Here is a 20060-nt window from a genome sequence, read left to right as displayed (position 1 = left end):
TGTAAGACTCGAAATTATCGCTCCATAATTCCTATGAGTAAGCAGTAAATGCGATAACGGCTGTTAAAGAAAAAGATAAAATTCTTTTCATAAGTATAAATTTTTAAAATTAGGAAGACAAATATATAGTTTTATTTATAGAACCTAGAATCTTTTTAATTCTTCTTGATAATTTTCAAATTATTTTATATTTTAAATAGATTAAGCTTCGGGAGAATTATCATTTTGTGGTTTTACTTTTTTCTCATCCAATTCTTCTTTAAAATCATGGATTCTATGATCGGTCAAAGAATTTCCTTTTTCAATTTTTTCTTTAGCATAGAGTTTAAACTCATTTTCAGTTTTTTCTAAAAGATAGTCGTAAGGTCCAACATTCGAAATCAGCTTTATCAAAACTGGCGAAATTTCCAGACAGATAAACATTCCCATAATAAAACTGGCTGCCAAAGCGATAATTGCTGAGTTTTTCCCCAGCTCATCCAAAGCTTGTAACCGCGCTGCAAAACCATTGAATTTATCCTCAAAGGTTTCGGTACTTTTTCGTTCAGTTTCTAGATTCGTATAGACTTTCGAAATTTCTTTGTCCAGATAATCCAATCTTGGCGCCATTTGTTTTTGATAATTTTCAAGATCTTGGCGGCGTTGCTCTTTCAACTCTGCTTTTCGTTTGGCATTAGGTCCATAACCTTCTTTTCCGCTGGTAAGCCCAGTTTTTGTTCCGAGGATTTCTTTCTCCAATTCTACAGCCGCAGAATCATAAGCGATCTGATAGGTTTTTAATTTATCGGCAATTTCTTTTTTCTCGGTGTCAAAAGGGCCAGATTGTTGAAGAATACGCCCACTCATCTCGGCTTGTAATTGTTTTTTATTTCTCTGGATAATCGTGTTAAGTTGCTTATTAACTTCTTTCTCAAAAATCTTAAGTTCCAAAGGTTTTGCAATGATAATACCTAGAAAAGTTGCCAAAGCCAAACGCGGCAAAGTCATCAAAAGTTGATGCCACCAGCCAACAGTTTTTTTAATGGAAGACACAATGTACCGGTCGAGATTGAAAATCATCAAACCCCATAAAAGTCCAAAGCCGACGGAAATCCAAACATCATCAAACACCGTAAAAATAGCATATCCTGCAGACAAGCTTGCAAAAACAGCAGTGAACAAAACGATACCACCAATACCTGCAAATTTGTTCCATTCGGAAGGTGTTTTTTTCAATATATGAACATTCGCGCCCGAGCAAAGTATAAGAAAATGTTGTAACCAATTCATGTTTATTTCATTTTTTAGATATTACAATTTGTCATTTAAAACTATATATTGTTACAAATAGTAATAGGCTTTACCAAGTAGCGAAAAATATGCCAAGACAATTATCCTGAATTCAAAATTGAAATTTATTTTTACAAAATAACACCAACGCCGGTATTATAAACAAAAAACTCTTTTCTCATTAAAAAATATCTCGAGAAAAGAGTCTAATAAAATGATATGAACCACAAATATTATTCTTTATACCAACTAGAATATTTCATGTAATTATTGGCAATTCGGTTGATTTCGCCTTCTATTAATTGTTGCGACACATCTTTCACTTTTTTTGCAGGAACGCCTGCCCAAATTTCACCTTCGCTAATGTGGGTATTTGCCGTTACAACCGCGCCAGCCGCGACAATAGAATTACTTTCTACAACGCAATCATCCATTACAATAGCCCCCATCCCTATCAACACATTATCTTTCAAAGTACAACCATGCACAATAGCGTTATGTCCTATGGACACGTTATTTCCAATAACTGTCGGACTTTTTTGGTAAGTACAATGCACCATCGCGTTGTCTTGGATATTCACACGATCACCTATTTTGATGTAATGTACATCCCCTCTTATCACCGCATTGAACCAAACGCTGCAATCTTTTCCCATCTCCACATCTCCTACGATAGTTGCCGTCTCTGCAAGCCACGTATTTTCACCTATTTTGGGCGTTTTCCCCAAAAGTTCTTTAACTATTGCCATTTTTATAAATTTATTATCAGCTAATTATTTTATTCTTTTTTGAAGCTATTCCCGCTTTCCGCACTCGCTTTTGCAAAGCCCTAGCTTATGCCTTGTTTTGCAAAGAGCTCAAACAAATGCTACAATCGGGGCTAGAATTTTGTCATTCTATTACAAATAAGCTATATAGAAAAAATCAAAAACACCTAAAACCCTATTCTTCAAGCTTTCGAGAAATAGCTTATCCTGCCACATTTTTTTCTTCCACCAAATTACGATATTTTTGTAAGAGAAAAAATCAGTCAATGAGACAAATTTTAATAGAACCAACAGAAAATCCTAAAGTCCTAAAGTTTGTAGCCGATTACAACCTTGTCCCAGGATCTTTAGAACTCGATAGAGACTCCGATATTTCGGAAATTCCATTAGCTCAAGAATTGTTTAACTACCCTTTTGTAAGTCGTATTTTTATCACGGCTAACTTCATCGCGGTAGCCAAAGAAGATTCTGCAGAATGGGAACATATTACGGAAAGTCTTAAAAATGTTATTGAAGACGAACTTTTGGCAAATCCAAGAATTTACCTTCAAAAGAAAAAAGAATTGTACCAAATCTATTCGGAGATGACGCCCAATCCAGCGGTGATGAAATTCGTTTCTAACAAGTTGCTTTTGGACGGCTTTCTCGAATGCAAAAATGCGCAAGACGCAGAGCTTGTACCTTTAGCAAAAGCGCTTTTCGATGAATTCGATTTTGTAAAAGAAATTTTTATTAGCGATAATTTTGTGGCTGTCACCAAAGACAATCAATACGAATGGCACCAGATTATGACGCAAGTTCGTTCCAAAGTTGCTGATTATCTTCAGGCAGGAGGCGAAGTTTCAAACATCGAGCCTCATCCGCATGAGAATCCAGTTCAGAAAATTTTAAATCGTGACTATACCGATAACGAGCAAAAAATCAGCGATATCCTCATGGAATATGTTGCTCCAGCTGTAGAAAACGATGGTGGAAAAATCTCCTTGATGGAATATGATGAAGAGAGCAAAACAGCTAAAATGCTTTTACAAGGCGCATGTAGCGGTTGTCCTTCTTCCACTGCAACCCTTAAAAATGGCATCGAAAATATTTTAAAACAATTTGTACCAGATTTAGTGGACAAAGTAGAAGCTGTTAATGGCTAATCACTTTTGTAATCGTTGATGGAAAACATCAGAACTTTACTCAAATTTAAAATCAAACATTGGATACCAACAAGCTACACGCTAAGCAACGAAAAGGCATTTTACTCGTTAATCTAGGTTCGCCCAAATCGACATCTGTGAAAGATGTTAAAGATTATCTTGACGAATTTTTGATGGACGAAAGAGTTATCGATTATCGCTGGATTGGTCGTGCGCTTCTTGTGCAAGGCATTATTTTGAAAACACGCCCCGCAAAATCTGCAGAAGCGTACAAAACAGTTTGGACAGAAAAAGGTTCTCCGCTGATTGTCATAACACAACAAATCCAAGAGAAACTTCAAAAGTTGGTTGATGTCCCGGTAGAAATCGGAATGCGCTACGCAGAACCTAGCATAGAAACAGGAATTAAAAAACTCGTTGACCAAGACGTTACAGAGATTGTTTTGTTCCCACTCTATCCGCAATATGCGATGAGTACGACAGAAACAGTTATAGAAAAAGCAGAAGCTGTACGCAAGAAAAAATTCCCGGAAGTTAAAATTAATTATGTTCAGCCATTTTACGATCGAGAAGATTATATCGATTGTTTAGCTGAAAGTATTAAGGAAAAATTACCTAGAAATTTTGATGCTTTACAGTTTTCGTATCATGGCGTTCCGGAAAGGCATCTTTATAAAACCGATCCTTCTAAGACTTGTAAAATCGATGATGCTAACTGTATCAACAGCCAAGTGGAAACACACAACGCCTATTGTTACAGACATCAATGCTACAAAACGACAGAACTTGTCATTGCAAAATTGGGCATTCCAAAAGAAAAGGTGATTGTTTCTTTCCAATCTCGACTTGGAAAAGACAAATGGGTTGAGCCTTATACCGATGAAACTTTTGAATCGATCCCGAAAAAAGGAATCAAAAATATCGCTGTGGTTTGTCCTGCTTTTGTATCCGATTGTCTAGAAACTTTAGAAGAAATATCGGTCGAAGGTAAAGAAGAATTCCTCCATGCAGGTGGCGAAAACTTCCACTACATCCCTTGTCTTAACGACGAAGACCAATGGATTAATGTTGTAAAAACTCTTTGCGAGGAAAGACTGAACGAGTTTTATTTGGTTTAAAAATCTGTTCAAGCTTTTCAAAAATAAATAAAAAGTCCAAGCGAAATACTTGGACTTTTTGTTTAAAATTATTTCATGCTTTTTATTTTTTATTAAAATCACCTGCATAGACAGAAGTTAACCTGTCTTCAGAAATATATTTTCTTAAAACAGCGTTGACTTGATCCAACTTCAACGCAGAAACTTCTTTTTCCAACTTGTCATATTCATCTAGTGAAACGCCATATAGCAATTGCGTATTGACAAGATTCATTAAAGTATTATCGTTCCCCAATCCAGTTTTTCTAGAGTTAAGCCACGATGTCAAATTAGATTTCAATTCTTCTGCTGTGAAACCATCTTTAAGCGCTTTTGCAATTTCCTCTTTCACAGCTTTGTTAACAGCCTCTTTTTTTGTCGGATTAAAAAGTGCATACCAAGACCAAGACGCAACGTCGTTATTCATCGGAATATTCATGAAAGAACCCGCACCATAACTGATGCCGTCTTTCTCGCGCAAACGCATCGGAATACGCGCAGACAAGAAACCGCCACTTCCAAGAATTTCGTTCGCCATCACCATGGCAGGATAATCTGCGCTATTACGATTCATGGCAAAATTGATACGGCCAACCGCTGCGCCATTCTCTTTATCTGGCGTCAAATAATCTTTATCTAATTTTTTAGTTCCGAATAGTTCTGGTTTGATATACTCGTATTTCGATTTAGAATTCCAATTTCCAAAGGTTGACTCTATCAATCCTGAAACTGTTTTTCCGTCCAAATCGCCGACTACAGAACCTACGCCATTATTAGCACCTAGCATATTTGAATAAAAATCTAAAAGTTGTTGACGCGTCACTTTTTTGTTATTTTCTATTTGTTCTTTTGTTGATGGCGTGTAATAGATGCTTTCTTTCGGATAAGCTGTACTTTGACGCTCAATCTCTGTAAAAGCTAAAGCCTGTGGGTCGTTCAACGAAGATTCTAGGTAAGTATTATATTCGTTAACAGTTTTCACCAATTCCGCTTCTGGGAAAGTAGATTCAGTTAAAATTTCTTTCACCAAATTCATCACCTTAGGGAAATTTTCTTTGTAGGTATTAATGTTTACAAATAGAGTCTGACCGCTAAATCCGAAGTTAAGATTGGTCTTCCACTCGTCCAACATGTCTTGGATCTGCTCTTTGGTATGGGATTTCGTTCCCGTTTTAAGCACTTGAGCCATTAATGATCCAACGTCTGACTTACCTGTTAAATCCTTTACATTGCCAATTGGAAAACGAAAACTCGCAAGCATTTTGTTTCCTTTTATTTCTTTTTTAATTAGGCCATATTTAAGGCCATTATTTAATGTAGACTCTGTAAGATTGGCTTTTAAATTTTTGATGGAAGCTTCAAAAGCTGCGGCTTCTTTTTCTAATGCTTTACCTTTATAATCTTTGGTTAAACTTGCAATTTGGCTGTCAGAATATTCGGTGTTTTTAACACGAACTTCATCTTTTGTTGGTATAAAAGCGCCTATTGTACGGTTATTACTTCTAAAATATTTTTCTGCAACGCGTTGGATATCGGCTTTGGTTAATTGTTCAACATTATCACGATACAGCATAAAAAGTTTGTGATTGCCAGCACCAATAACTTCGGTTAAGCTAATAGCATAATTGATGGTATTGTTTTTAATATTTTCAACTTGTTTTAGAAGTTTGGCTTTGGCACGTTTTACATCATCATCGGTATATTTGATATTGGCCACTTTATCCAACTCTTTTCTAAACTCTTCTTGTGTCGCTTTAACATCTTTATCATTCGGAACTTCTAGTCCAAAATATAAATAACTCGCATCACGAACCGTTGGTTGCCACCCGTACACAGAAGCGGCCTTGTGCGTGTCAATAAATGCTTTATACAAATACCCCGAAGGATCCGAAGTTAAAATTTCACTTAGTGCGTCCAAAGCCGCGTAATCTTTATCCGCAAAAGGCGCGGTATGGTATAGTGCTCCGACAACTTTGCTGTCACCAGATCGCTTCAATTCGATAAAACGTTCTCCGTCCTGTGCTGGTTCTACGGTGTATGTTGGATCAATAACTCTTGTCGGCTTCGGGATAGGTGCAAAATATTGTGATACATAATCCAAAGCTTTTTTCTCATCGAATTTACCAGCAACAATCAAAGTTGCATTATCCGGTTGATAAAATTTTTCATAAAACTTTCTCAACGTCGGTGCTTTAACACGTTCGATATCTTCTTTGCTACCGATGGTTGAGTTTCCGTAGTTGTGCCACAAATAAGCCGTTGAGACAATACGTTCTTGCAACACACTGCCTGGGTTATTTTCTCCAATCTCGAACTCGTTTCTTACCACTGAAAATTCTTTATCCAAATCTGACTGAAGAATTGTTGCATTTATCATTCTATCGGCTTCCATCTCCAAAGCCCAACGAAGATTCTCGTCACTAGAAGGGAAAACTTCATAATAATTGGTCCTGTCATACCACGTTGTACCGTTGGCAGCACCTCCTTTATCCGACAATTGTTTTTTGATGTCACCTAATTTTTTGGTGCTTTTGAAAAGCATGTGTTCCAGCAAATGGGCCATACCTTTTTCACCATAACCTTCGTGTCGAGAACCAACATTGTAGATAATATTAACAACCATATTACTTTGTGAAGCATCTGGAATTAATAATACTTTAAGTCCATTTTTAAGATTATACTCTTTAATTCCTTCAGTATTACTAACGTAAACTGGCGATTCTACAGCACTTTTTTGCGCATAAATAGCAATTGGCATTACACCAAATCCAAAGCTAAAAGCCGAGGCTAGTAAAAGTTTTTTCATAATTAATTAGTGATATTTTGTGATTATTAAAAGTAAGCTTTTATTTAATTCGATACTGTTTTTGATTTAATATTTTAAAAATCTTAACGTAACTTTGCGCTAATGCAAACCGAAAAAATCATCTTAGGAATCGACCCAGGAACCGCCGTAATGGGCTTTGGAATTATCACCATAAAAGGTGGCAAAATGTCGCTACTAGCCATTCATGAACTTATTCTTAAGAAATATGAAACCCACGAAATAAAACTAAAACACATCTTCGACCGCACCCTATCTTTGATTGATGAATATCATCCTGATGAAGTTGCTTTGGAAGCACCTTTCTTTGGAAAAAATGTCCAAAGTATGTTGAAATTAGGTCGCGCACAAGGCGTGGCAATGGCCGCAAGTTTGCATCGCGATGTTCCAATTGTTGAATATTCTCCTAAGAAAATTAAAATGGCAATCACTGGAAATGGAAATGCCAGCAAAGAACAAGTTGCAGGAATGTTGCAAAAACTTTTGAACCTAAAAGAATTTCCGACCAAATATCTGGATGCTTCGGACGGTCTGGCTGTGGCGGTTTGTCATCATTTTAATTCTGGAAATCTTTCGACAGAAAAATCCTACTCTGGTTGGGACAGTTTTCTAAAACAAAATCCTAATCGAATTAAATAAACTTATTTTTTATGGAACAGAATGAGGCTTTATTTGACTTGATTGAACATACCAATCGTAGTATTTTTTTAACAGGAAAAGCAGGAACGGGAAAAACAACTTTCCTAAATAATTTCGTAAAGAAAACTCAGAAAAAACATATCATTATCGCGCCAACAGGTATTGCGGCAATCAATGCTGGTGGCGTCACCATCCACTCGATGTTTGGATTACCACTTCGGACTTTTATCCCTACGACAGAGCGTATCGACCAAAATCTTGCTAACAACATTGCGGATCTGATGCCTCATTTCAAATATCGAAAAGATAAATTAAAACTACTTCGCGAGATAGAAGTTATCATCATCGACGAAGTGTCAATGTTGCGCGCAGATGTCTTGGACATGATGGATTTTGCGCTACGTCATATTCGACGTAATCCACTAAAATTTGGTGGTGTGCAGATGCTATTCATTGGTGATCTTTACCAATTACCGCCTGTTGTTCGGGACGAATATTTATTGAATCAATATTATGCTTCGCCATTTTTTTTCCACGCAAAAGCTTTAGAAAACTATCCCATTATCACCATTGAACTTCGGAAAGTATATCGACAAAGCGATGAAAAATTCCTTGAAATACTAAACGCCATCCGAAATGGAGATACTGAAAACATTGATTTTAACGAACTAAACGCTCGCTACGATCCCGATTTTGAGCCAAAAGAAGAATCTTACGTCTATCTATGTTCTCACAATCGACAAGCTGACGAAATTAACCAACGCAAATTAAAAGAGCTTGGCAATCGTTCTCATTATTTCGATGCTGAAATTGTTGGCGATTTTAAAGAAAGTCAATATCCAAATGAGCAAACACTTGAACTAAAAGTAGGCGCTCAAATCATGTTTATCAGAAATGATACCTCGCCAGATAAGCTTTATTACAATGGAAAATTAGCAGAAATCACCTACATCAACGGAGACGAGATAAGTGTTGTTTTGGACGGCAGTCAGGAAGAATTTACTATAAAACCTGAAATTTGGGAACAAAAAAAATACAGCCTCGATTCTGAAAAAAATATTACCGAAGAGGTTTTGGGTAGTTTCAAACAATATCCAATACGTTTGGCTTGGGCGGTTACCATTCATAAAAGTCAAGGTTTAACCTTTGACCGTTTGATTATCGATGCTGGAAAAAGTTTTGCTTCTGGCCAAGTTTATGTGGCTTTGTCGCGTTGCCGAACTTTGGAAGGTATTGTTTTAAAATCCCGAATCACACCCGATGTTATTTTTAAAGACCATCGTGTAGCACAGTTCCAGACCTCCACAAATGCGAATGACAGAATGGAGGCAATTTTGGAAGCCGAAAAATACGATTACAGCATCGAAAAAGTGATCCGAAGATTGGACTGCACTTGGTTTGCACCGACATTGGAAATTTGGTTTAATAGTGGAAAAGATAGTCGTTATCTGGACCGCGAACAAAAGAAAAATCTTTACCAAAGTCTAAAACCCGAAATCCAAAATCTGGTACAAATCTTCAATAAGTTTGAAAAAGTTTTAAAACAATTGACTCAAAAATTCATCAGTCAGGAAAGTGATTGGCAACAAGTTGAGGAAAAAGCTAAAGGCGCCGTTAATTTCTTTTTTAGCAATGTTAATGAGAAAATATTTGTTCCTTTAAAAGATTTCTATGCAACAACCAAAGGCGTAAAAGGGCTAAAAGCTTACAACGAAGATTTTAAAATTTGGGTCGATGATATGCAAGAATATCTCAATGATATCAAAGACGCACAATTGCTAAATGTCGATTTGTTTGATAAAAGTAAAGATGTTGAAATTTCTTCAAAAATTAAAAAGGTCCCAACGCATATCTTAAGTTTCCAGATGTTCCAAGAAGGAAAGACTTTGGCAGAAGTGGCTAAAGAACGCGGATTGGTCGTGTCAACGGTGTATGGTCATTTAGGAAAATTTGCTGAGCAAGGCATTTTGGATAAAAAAGACATGTTGAGAATTTACCCAAAAGAAAAATTTAATGATTTTGAAAAGGTTTTCAAGGAAAATCCACAAGACAATCTCAACGATTGGAAAGCGGTGCTTCCACTGGAATTCGAGTACAATGAAATACGATTGCTTTGGAACTTTTTTTTAAATATAAAAAACGAAAAACATCTCGATTGAGATGTTTTTTTGATTATTTCTGTTCTGTATAGATCGTTGTTAAAAAATCACCGTAAGAACGCTCTAACCCAATAATGTCGCTGGATTTTATATTAATGCCGCCGTACATGCTCTGGTTTTCCTTGACTTTGAAATTGGAGATTTGGAAATACTGTGCTGGGTGTTCTTCTTTTCCTGTGACTTTTATTCCGCTTCCTAAAAATTGTCTTGTAGAAACCGTAATTTCTTGTCCTGGACTAAATGTTTTTCTGATAAAATGTCTTTCTTTTAAATTCATTTTATTTTTGTTAATGCTAATTTTTTGGTCATTCTTGGAGGATGCTACCAAATAAATCGTGTTATATTCTTGCGGAATTTCTGAAGCTGGCGTATAATACAAACTCAAAAAATAATGATTGGGATTGAAGGCCTCATCTTCCATTCCGTCGGGTTTTTTCCAAGAAAATGTGTTGGCGCCCACTTGTTTTGCTTTTTTATAAACAGCATCAAAAACCGCAACATCGTCATTGGAAAATCCGTTCACCAAAATCTCACCGAGATAGTCTCCTTTGGTCGTTTCAGGATTTATTTTGTAAAGGAATTTATCCTGATTGTCGTTGGATTTCACCACGCTGCTTAACACAACATTTTGTGCCATAGCGATGAAACCAAATATCAATGCTAATCCAAAAATTATTTTTTTTGCTATTCTCATGTTCAGTAAACTTAATGTTTGTAAAAATATTATTTAATTAAAGATGTTTTAAAATATCAACACATTCTTCCAAACTATGTTCCCAACGGCGCGGTTCGATACCATATTTTTTTTCGATTTTGTCAAGATTCATCGTGCTGCGCATAGGGCGTTTTGCCGGCGTCGGAAATTGCTCTGTGGTAATTGGATTAAGCTTAATATCGGAACCTGAAAATTCTTTAATTTTCTCCGCAAATTTGAACCAAGTCGTTTCCGGATAATTTGAAAAGTGAAAAATCCCATAATGCTTCGCTTGTTTCTCGATAATTGACATAATCGCTTCTGCAAGGTCATTAGCATTGGTTGGTTGTCCGTATTGATCATCAACAATGCCAACCTCATCTTTGGTTTTAAATAAACTAAGCATGGTTTTCACAAAGTTCTTGTTAAACTCCGAGTATAACCAAGATGTTCTCAGGATAATGGTTTTAGGATTGTTATCCAAAGCCAACTCTTCCCCTTTTCTTTTGCTCGCACCGTAAACACCCGTTGGATTGGTAAAGTTATCCTCATCATAATCGATATTGGTATTGCCTTCGAACACATAATCTGTAGAAACATGGATAAGTGTACAGTCATGACTTTCGCAAACGTCTGCCAAATCCGCCACAGCATAAGCATTAACGGCAAAAGCTTTTTCTTGCTCGGTTTCTGCTAAATCGACTGCGGTATAAGCCGAAGCATTAATGCAAAAGTCGGGTTGATAGTCTTGAAACTCACGAGCAATGTCTTCATGTTTTGTAATGTCTAAAACGGATGAGCCTGTAAAATTAAAATCGAACAGTTCATGATATTTTGGGGCAATCTTTTGCAGGCAATGTCCCAGCTGACCATTGGCACCAATGACTAAAATTCTTTTCATAGTTTTTATTTTTTATTTCGCTGTCTAAGGACTTTGGTACGGTCTGTAAAATCTTTTTCTTCTAAGTTAATGATCGTTGGCTCGAACAAAGCTAAAGTTTCTGGTGGATGTGCCACGCTTTTTCGGGACTTCATACTAAAATGAATAACCGTCATCCAAAGTACGGCGTGGATTGTTTTTTCGTCCTCGCTCATCATAAGAATTTCAACTTTCGAAATGCGGTCTTGAAGGTCGATTAATTTACTGGAAATAACAACTTTTTTATTATATCTAACTTCTTTAAAATAAGCGATTTCATTTTGAATACTTACCCAGGTAAAGCCTGTTTTGGTAGCGTATTCCTCGTAAGTAAAACCAAAATGCTGTTCTACATGATCTTCTCTTGCATTTAACATATACACAAGATAGTTGATGTTGTTAAGATGTCCTATCGGGTCACAATCTCCGAAACGTATTTTGGCTATACTTTTGAATTCTTTTTCCATAGGGCAAAAATAAAAAAACCACTCCATAAAGAGTGGTTAATATTTGTTAATTAAGTTTGATTATTTCAAACCTAACTCAGCTTTTACATCCTGAGTCGCATCTGGACCTCCTTTGTAAACAAAAACAGTTGCATCAACGATGAAGTCGTAACCTTTAGCCTTAGCAACTTTAGAGATTGCATCTTGGATTTTTTTCTCGATTGGCTCTAGACCAGCATCATATTTATCTCTGATATCTTTCTCACCAGCCATAGCTTCTTGCTGTAAGTTAGACTGAAGTTTTTGCAATTCCGCATTTCTTTGCTCGTTGATTTGCTGTGTTTGCGTAGGTGCTTCTTTTTGATATTTCTCGAACAATGTTTCAGCAGATGTTCTTTTCTTATCTAATTCAGTTTTTTTAGCATCAGATAAAGTTTTCATTTGTTGATCTAATTTGATTTTTTCTGGCATAACGCTAAGTACTGCTCCTACATCTAGAGATGCAATTTTCTGAGCTTTTGCAACGCCTACTGCAACAAACAAGAATACTGCTGCAAATAATACACTTAGTTTTTTCATAATTGAATATATATAATTTTAATTGTTACTTATTTTAATTCCATTTTTTGGGTGTCTGCCGCTTTTATCTCTCGGACACCACCTCTACTATTACTTCTTGCTGGCGCAGACTTCGTAGCTCCAGGTCTGGTATTATTAACTGGTGCACCTACTTTGCGGTCTGGTTTAGCATTATCTGTTTTAGGTAAATCTTTTACTAACAAAGCTAAAACGGCATCCGTATAATCGTACTTTTTATCTAAAAACAATACACTTGTGTTGTTGCTTTTATCAATAACTATGCCCAAACTATTTTTCTCCGACATGCTTTTGATGCTATTCCAGATTTGATCCTGATAAGGTTTTACCAAACTTGAACGCAACTGGTCAATCTCTCCACCTGTCCCGAAGCGACCGTTGATAGAGTTACGAATATTATTTTCTAAATCTGAAATTTCTTTTTCTCTAAGTTTTAATTGATCTCCTACCAACAAAACTTTTTCGCTTTCGAAAGCCGCTTTTTTGGTTTCGTATTCATTCTGCAATCTTTGCAAATCTGCTTGCCATTGCGAAACTTGAGTATTAAGTCTAGTTTCAGCCTCTTTGTATTGTGGCAATTTGCTCAAAATATAATTAGTATCGACAACGCCAATTTTTTGCGCGAAAGCAGTGCTAGAAAAAGCACATACTGCAAAAGCTAAAACTAATTTCTTCATATTACAAATGTATAAAAATTATAATGGTTGGTTCATCAAGAAGTGTGTCTGCCATCCTGAAGGCTCTGTTTGCCCAAGACCTTTGTCGAATCCGTAAGCAAAGTCAAATCCAATAAGTCCGAATGCTGACATCGATACTCTAACGCCGATACCTACTGAACGTTTTAACTGGAATGGATTATAACTTCCCCAAGAGTTCCAAGCGTTACCCCCTTCAACAAAAGTTAAAGCAAAGATTTTGGCCGTTGGATTCATGGATATGGGATATCTCAATTCGGCAGCGAATCTGTTATAAATTGTCGCTCCACCATAAGGTGTAATATCATAAGGTGTTGAACTTGTAAAACCTGAAGATGATGAGTTTTCGTAACCTCTCAAAGGAACAATTTCTCTACCGTCGAATCTACCATTAAAAAGTCCAACTCCTCCGACATAGAATCTTTCAAATGGCGGTGCACCCAGTTCTTTATTATATCCACTAAGATAACCCATTTCTGCGGTTGTTCTTAAAACAAGTTTTCCTACGATTTCATTATAAAAGTCTGCCTTGAATTTAACTTTAAAGAACTCCATCCACTTGTACTTATCCAAAGCTGCCATTGTTGAATAATCTTTCTTTTCAAACAATGAATACGGTGGCGTGAATTTCACTGATAAATCCAAATTCGATCCATAAGTTGGGAATATAGGATCCAGACCTGCTGAGTTTCGGCTTAATCCCAAGTTCATTGTTAAAGATTTTGTACTACCATTCATTTCTTGTGCATCGCCGAACTGGAATGGATAGTTTCTGAAATCATAACTCTGGAACTGTAATCCTGTATAGAACGAGAAATAATCATCGGGCCATTTCAACCTTCTGGTTAAACCAACATTTGCTGAGAAGATATTTAATTTTTGATCTTCACCATTATAATAATCGTAATTAACACGCGAATAATTAAACCCTACACTAAGTGCTGTTGGGCGCGTCCCAAACAACCATGGCTCCACAAAAGAGATGGAATAGTTGGTAAAATACTGTCCAGCCTGTGCCTGCAATGATAAAGTCTGCCCGTCACCTTGAGGAATCGGTTTAAAATCTTTAAACTTCAAGAAGTTTCTAAGTGAGAAATTATTGAAGGTCAATCCTAAAGTTCCGATAAAAGAGTTACCACCATAACCCGCTTGTAATTGTACTTGCGAAGAACCTTTCTCCACCAACGTCCAATGCATATTAACTGTATTATCTTGAGGATTGGGTTTTACATCTGTCCCGATCTGCTGGGGATCGAAGAACTGCATACCTGCCAATTCAAAATAAGTTCTTTTGATATCAGACTTTGCAAACAATGCGCCTGGAAGCGTTCTCAAAGACCTGAGGATAACATGGTCATGTGTGGTGGTATTTCCCGACCATGTTACACGATTCCAAGTTGCTTTTTCGCCCTCGTTAATACGGATTTCCAAATCGATAGAATCGCCTTTTACCGCTTTTTCAATAGGTGTTACGCTTGAGAAAAGGAAACCATTGTTCATGTAGATCGATTTTAGATCAGAATCGTCTTCCTTTCCGCCGTCTTCACCTACTTTTTTATTAAAACCAACAGCGTCGTAAATATCTCCTGTTTTATAACCTAATACTTTTTGCAAAAACTCGGTTGTAAACGTTGTATTTCCGATGAAGTTGATATCTCCGATATAGTATTTCTTTCCTTCGTTAAGATTAACATTGATATGATAACCTTTGTTGTCACGCGTTACACTATCCGAAATAATTGTAGCGTCTCTAAAGCCTAGCGAGTTGTAATAACTGATGAGATTTTTTTTATCTTCTTCGTATTTGTCCTCGATAAAGCGTGACGGTTTTAATAAGCCTAAAAGAAATCTTTTCTGCTTTGTGTCTTTGAAACCACTTTTTCTAAGTCTTCTAGAAGACACATTTTCATTTCCTTTGAAGCTAATTTCATCGATTTTCACACGTTTTCCTTTAGCCACTTCTATTGTCCAGTCGACCATATTAGGATCGTTGGCATTGGGTTTGTCGGCAATGGTGATTTTGGCATCGGCAAAACCTTTTTTGATGTACTCTTGCGGAATTTTGTTTTGCAAACTGGATACTAAATTATTATTAATTTTAGTTCCTGGTTTAAGGTTATTGTCTTTTATAAACTTTTCGTTTTTAGACTTACCAATTCCTTTTCCTGTAAATTTCACTTCGCCAAGTTCTTTAAGATCTTGGAGTGAAAACTTAAGAACCGCCTGGTCACCTTCTACATTTTCTACAAGAATCTCCACTTTCGAAAAAGCTTGTGATTCCCATAATTTTTTGATTGCAGAGCTGATGCGTTGCCCTGGTATTTCGATTTTTTCGCCTTTTACCAAGCCTGCCATTCTAAGAATTTGTGCAGAATTATATTTCTTAACACCATCGACAACGATGTCTTTAAGATAATACTCGTTCGCATCTTCATTCTGCACCTCTGCAGTTTGATTACCTGTTTGTGGTGTTATTTGTGCATTCACCACGCTGGTTGTGGCTGCAAAAAATATGATAGGTAAAATTAATTTTTTCATTTTCTCTTATGAGTTCTTCAATCGCTTAATCTCAAAATGTTACTGGACTTGCTCACTTGTCATGCCGTAACGTCGTTCTTTATTTTGATAATCCAATATGCATTGGAAAAAAATGTCTTTACTAAAATCTGGCCACAAAACATCTAAAAATTGTAGCTCAGCATAGGCAATCTGCCAAAGCATAAAATTGCTGATTCTGATTTCTCCACTGGTGCGAATCATAAGATCCACCGGTGGAAAATCTTTGGTATAGAGATGCTGTTCAAAAACCTTGTCATCTATCTCATCCTGTTGTATTTTGCCTTCTTTAACGTCTTGTACAATCTCTTTCACGGCTTTTAAAATTTCATTCTGAGAGCCATAATTGAGTGCCAAAATAAGATTTCCTCTTGTATTATTTTTGGTTAAATCGACCAAATTAAGGAGTTGCTCTTTCACCAAATCTGGTAGTTTTGAAATATCTCCAATGAAATGCAGGCGTAATCCTTTGGTATAAATCTCCTCCGCTTCGTTAAGCAATGACTCCGACAACAGCGACATCAATGTATCTACTTCATCTGTAGGACGTTTCCAATTTTCTGTTGAAAAGGTATAGAGGGTAAGATAAGGTATCTCGATTTCGTTACAAGCATTGATGGCGTTGCGAACAGCTTCTATCGCATTACGATGTCCGAAGGTTCTTTGCTCGCCACGGGTTTTTGCCCATCGTCCATTGCCATCCATAATGATCGCAACATGTTGAGGCAATTTCGTCTTATCTATTTGTTGTTTTAAATCTGACATGTAATTATTTGCAATAACAAGGTGGTCTTCCAAATGAATATGATAAAATAATGGTTGCAGAATTTATCCAATCATTAGAATTGGGATTTCCAATTTGTCTAAAATCATTAGGAATTCCTTCAACATTAGATTCGATTTGGCTATAATCAATCATATCTGAGAATGATTGTCGAAAAGTTGCTTCTGCGGAAAGCGCCCAATTATAATTAAATTTATATTTCACTCCAACACCGAAGGGCAAATCCATACTCATCTTTTTTGTAGAATCGTAAGTAGGTTCTACCTGGCCATTTACTACTTCTACATTTTTCAGCTTAACGGCGTTATACATCATCCCTCCAATCCCTGCAAAAACATAAGGGCTTACTTTACTTTTATGTTCTTCATTAATATCGAAGAAATAATACTCAAATGTTAAATCTGCATGAAATACAGAGTTTGAACCGTATAATCCTCTTTGTCTTCTATAATTTTCTTTGGCATGCAAATCACTAAACTGGATATGGCTATAGCCCAAACCTAATCTCAAAGATTGCTGAGGATTGACATTGAGGCGATAAATTGCGCCAAAATATACCGGAACGCCTAGACTAAGGGTCTTACCCAGAATTGGTTTTTGCAATATGAAATTGGTATTTCCAATATCTCCCACCAAATTGCTAAGCCCAGCTTGGATTCCCACTTCATGACGTTGTGCACTTATTTTAGTAACACTAAAAAAGCTGACAAGTAGTATAAAAAAAGTATAAACAGTTTTAATTCTCATATTATTTCGGGACAAATTCTCCCTAAAATTGCTGCAAATATAACACATTTTTAGGTTAACAAACTTCTTAAAGTTTAGTTAAAAAAACTTGAAGTACATTAAAATAAGTTAATTAAATAACGAAAAAATGTAAGATTATTATTGACTAAGTGAAAATTTTCTTTTCAAACGCTAACAACAATGGAACAATTAACCTCTTTTAAAGATTCTTCTCATTTGGTTCCTAATTTTAATAATTTTCGGTTCTTTATAATCAACATCTTCCTCGAAATAACCGTAGCCATAACCGTAGCCGTAGCCATAGCCGTAACCGTAGCCATAACCTTGTTTGGCTTCGTAGTCGTTATAAATAAGTCCTATATGGGATACTTCTTTCTTTGCAACTTTTTCTTTGATAAGATTCAGCATATACTTTTCTGTATACTCGTGTCTTACCACGTATATGGTTGCATCGGCATGCTTCATCAACTCAAACGCATCAGCTACGAGTCCCACAGGTGGAGAGTCTATGACAATATATTCATACTGTTTTTTAAGTTCCTCCAATAATTTTTGATTTTTCTCACTTAATAAAAGCTCCGAAGGATTAGGCGGAATAGGTCCAGAAGTTATAACATCCAAACTTGCAATCTGGGTCTTATTAACAATCTGGTCTAAAGATGATTCTCCCGTTAAATAATTGGAAATACCACTTTTATTATTGATTTTGAAATCTCCAAATATTTTTGGTTTTCTAAGGTCCATTCCCAGCAATATTGTTTTTTTGCCACTTATGGCTAAGACAGTTGCCAAATTCATCGAGTTATAAGTTTTCCCTTCTCCACTAATGGAGGATGTTACCAGGATAACTTTGCTGGATTTGGCCTCATCGAATAAAAACTTAAGATTGGCGCGTACGCCTCGGAATGCTTCTGCAATAGAAGATTTTGGACGGTCCAAAACGCTAAGATTGCTATCATCTGTATTTTTTCCAATAACACCTAACAACGGCATTTTGGTTACACCTACAACTTCTTTGATATTTCTTACGCGATTGTCTAAAACTTCTGACAATGCAATGAGCACTAACGGAATAATCAATAATCCACCGATAATCGCGCTTTTCACGATTTCGACATTGGGAGCGATAGGCCCTTGTCCTAGATTTTTCGCTTTATCAATTATTGTTAAGTTACTTTTATTTGATACAATTCTCATTTGGGCTTTTGCTTGCTCTGTCAAAAGTGAGTTGTATGTTGATTCTATAATGTTGTAACCTCTTTCGGCATCCAGATATAAACGTTGCTTTTCTGGCAAAGTTGCTAGACTTCCTTCAAGACTATTTAATTCTACATCTAGATCCCTCATTTGTTGATCGAATGTGGAATAATATTGTCGTAAACCACCGACTGAATTCAGTTTTGCTTCGTTAATCAATCTGTTGATTTCACGCATTGGCTCCGAATTGGGCGTATAGATTTTCGCCATTTCTCTACGCTTTGCATAAAGTGCTTTGAGCTCAGAAACCGTAGCAGAAAATACGCCATCTTCTATCCCTGCACTGCTGATGTTAATAATTTTCTCAATATTGTTCGAGTTAACAACATTTCGGACTTGGTCAAGATTTTTAACTTTGGATAAAAGCTCTGCCTTTTTCGTTTCTATTTCTTTAAGTTTGTCAAAGGTTTTAGAATCTAAGCCTTTAAAATCATATAGCCTGTTACTAACTTTAATATGGTTAAGATAAGCTGCGCTAGAGTCTAATTTTTTTCTTACTTTATCGATATTCTTCGCTAGGTATTCTAATGTGTTTTTGTCAACGGTATTCGTATCTTCTAGTCTTTTTTTGATAAGCTCATCGACAGCAATATTTAGAAACCTAACGGTCCCATTAAGATTGTATCCTTTTTTGCTGATAATCATAATAGATGGCAATTCTTGATCAAAACGTACAGAAAGTGTTGATACAATACCATTAACTGCGGTATTAATAGCCAATAATGTTATATTAATATTATCGAATTTAATCGAAGAAGGATTCGGATTTTTTTCTAGCTTAAATCTTAAATTCGGAGAGGTATACCATTCATCAATACCTATAATTTTATTTTGAGGCTGTGGATAATCGGGTATCGTTTCATAACTTTCTGTTTGATAATTATAAAGCGTTGTTGACTTGCCATCTTCTGGAAGCACAACTTCATATTTATCATTTCCTTTTGGGATAAGTGTAATTTGATAATTAACTTGTTGCACATGACTTTTGTCCAATTTTAAAATCACTGGAGAATCATCTTGGTCCAAGTAAGTCTGCTTTATTAACCCTTTTGTGGTGTAATTAGTATAAAGATCCAGCTTGTTAACCAAATATTCGTTAAGACTTCTGGAAAGTAAAATCTTTTTAATATAGACCCCATCTTGATTGCCCCCTTGCCCCCAAATAAAATTAATAGATTGATTGGGTGTAAAATAACTTGCTGTATTATTAGAAATACTCAGCGACAAACTCGACTCATAGACTCTTTGCGCATAATATTTACTATACAAGAAAGCAATAGCATAACCTATAAGTCCTAGAATTACAAACCAATACCAATTTTTAAGTAACCTATGTACAAAATGCATAGGATCAAACAAACTAAAAGACTTGGTTTTAACCTCATCTTCAAGATGTGTTGTTTTTTTATTATTATCTGGGATCATA

The 20060-nt window shown here is 36.1% G+C and carries 16 protein-coding genes; 4 read left to right on the top strand and 12 right to left on the bottom strand.

From position 1 onward, the window contains the following. Positions 1 to 201 precede the first annotated feature (201 nt). Entirely contained in the window at positions 202 to 1269 is a 1068-nt protein-coding gene (locus ACVFVN_RS02915) for a DUF4407 domain-containing protein (protein ID WP_456234100.1), read from the bottom strand. Between the two features lie 233 nt (positions 1270 to 1502). Further along, on the bottom strand, positions 1503 to 2018 hold the full coding sequence (locus ACVFVN_RS02910) for a gamma carbonic anhydrase family protein (protein WP_456234099.1): 516 nt from the start codon (positions 2016 to 2018) through the stop codon (positions 1503 to 1505). A 284-nt stretch (positions 2019 to 2302) separates the two neighbouring features. On the opposite strand from ACVFVN_RS02910, the gene ACVFVN_RS02905 reads away from it, so the two are divergent. Beyond that, a complete protein-coding gene (locus tag ACVFVN_RS02905; RefSeq protein WP_456234098.1) occupies positions 2303 to 3181 on the top strand; it encodes a NifU family protein in 879 nt (292 codons plus the stop codon). A gap of 59 nt (positions 3182 to 3240) precedes the next feature. Beyond that, positions 3241 to 4299: a ferrochelatase gene (hemH, locus tag ACVFVN_RS02900; protein ID WP_456234097.1), complete on the top strand. Its 1059-nt coding sequence runs from the start codon at positions 3241 to 3243 to the stop codon at positions 4297 to 4299. A gap of 82 nt (positions 4300 to 4381) precedes the next feature. On the opposite strand, the gene ACVFVN_RS02895 is transcribed toward hemH, so the two are convergent. After that, complete coding sequence (locus ACVFVN_RS02895; RefSeq protein ID WP_456234096.1) at positions 4382 to 7123, bottom strand: M16 family metallopeptidase; 2742 nt, start codon at positions 7121 to 7123, stop codon at positions 4382 to 4384. 102 nt (positions 7124 to 7225) lie between these two features. Here ACVFVN_RS02895 and ruvC point away from each other — a divergent pair, with 102 nt between their 5' ends. Then, positions 7226 to 7780, top strand: coding sequence for a crossover junction endodeoxyribonuclease RuvC (gene ruvC / locus ACVFVN_RS02890; protein ID WP_165135762.1), 555 nt, complete (start codon positions 7226 to 7228; stop codon positions 7778 to 7780). 11 nt (positions 7781 to 7791) lie between these two features. Further along, positions 7792 to 9939: a helix-turn-helix domain-containing protein gene (locus ACVFVN_RS02885; protein ID WP_456234095.1), complete on the top strand. Its 2148-nt coding sequence runs from the start codon at positions 7792 to 7794 to the stop codon at positions 9937 to 9939. A 13-nt stretch (positions 9940 to 9952) separates the two neighbouring features. Here the strand turns inward: ACVFVN_RS02885 and ACVFVN_RS02880 are convergent, their stop codons facing one another. The 9 genes from ACVFVN_RS02880 to ACVFVN_RS02840 form a co-directional block, all read right to left on the bottom strand. Then, positions 9953 to 10633, bottom strand: a complete 681-nt coding sequence (locus ACVFVN_RS02880; RefSeq protein ID WP_456234094.1) for a hypothetical protein — start codon at positions 10631 to 10633, stop codon at positions 9953 to 9955. 37 nt (positions 10634 to 10670) lie between these two features. Continuing rightward, positions 10671 to 11534 (bottom strand): dTDP-4-dehydrorhamnose reductase, encoded by an 864-nt coding sequence (gene rfbD / locus ACVFVN_RS02875; RefSeq protein ID WP_456234093.1) that lies wholly within the window; start codon positions 11532 to 11534, stop codon positions 10671 to 10673. Between the two features lie 5 nt (positions 11535 to 11539). Further along, positions 11540 to 12019: an acyl-CoA thioesterase gene (locus tag ACVFVN_RS02870; RefSeq protein WP_165135753.1), complete on the bottom strand. Its 480-nt coding sequence runs from the start codon at positions 12017 to 12019 to the stop codon at positions 11540 to 11542. Positions 12020 to 12079: 60 nt separating this feature from the next. Further along, a complete protein-coding gene (locus ACVFVN_RS02865) occupies positions 12080 to 12577 on the bottom strand; it encodes an OmpH family outer membrane protein (RefSeq protein WP_165135750.1) in 498 nt (165 codons plus the stop codon). Between the two features lie 29 nt (positions 12578 to 12606). Then, complete coding sequence (locus ACVFVN_RS02860) at positions 12607 to 13272, bottom strand: OmpH family outer membrane protein (RefSeq protein ID WP_456234092.1); 666 nt, start codon at positions 13270 to 13272, stop codon at positions 12607 to 12609. An 18-nt stretch (positions 13273 to 13290) separates the two neighbouring features. Further along, the gene (gene bamA / locus ACVFVN_RS02855; protein ID WP_456234091.1) at positions 13291 to 15828 is read right to left on the bottom strand and encodes an outer membrane protein assembly factor BamA; all 2538 of its coding nucleotides are present in this window, start codon (positions 15826 to 15828) and stop codon (positions 13291 to 13293) included. Positions 15829 to 15867: 39 nt separating this feature from the next. Further along, positions 15868 to 16611, bottom strand: coding sequence for an isoprenyl transferase (locus tag ACVFVN_RS02850; RefSeq protein ID WP_456234090.1), 744 nt, complete (start codon positions 16609 to 16611; stop codon positions 15868 to 15870). Between the two features lie 4 nt (positions 16612 to 16615). Further along, on the bottom strand, positions 16616 to 17377 hold the full coding sequence (porG, locus tag ACVFVN_RS02845) for a type IX secretion system protein PorG (protein ID WP_456234089.1): 762 nt from the start codon (positions 17375 to 17377) through the stop codon (positions 16616 to 16618). Between the two features lie 189 nt (positions 17378 to 17566). Next, a complete protein-coding gene (locus ACVFVN_RS02840; RefSeq protein WP_456234088.1) occupies positions 17567 to 20059 on the bottom strand; it encodes a polysaccharide biosynthesis tyrosine autokinase in 2493 nt (830 codons plus the stop codon). Position 20060 lies beyond the last annotated feature (1 nt).

It is taken from the genome of Soonwooa purpurea (assembly GCF_053891095.1).
This window is presented reverse-complemented; position numbering and strand designations above follow the sequence as displayed.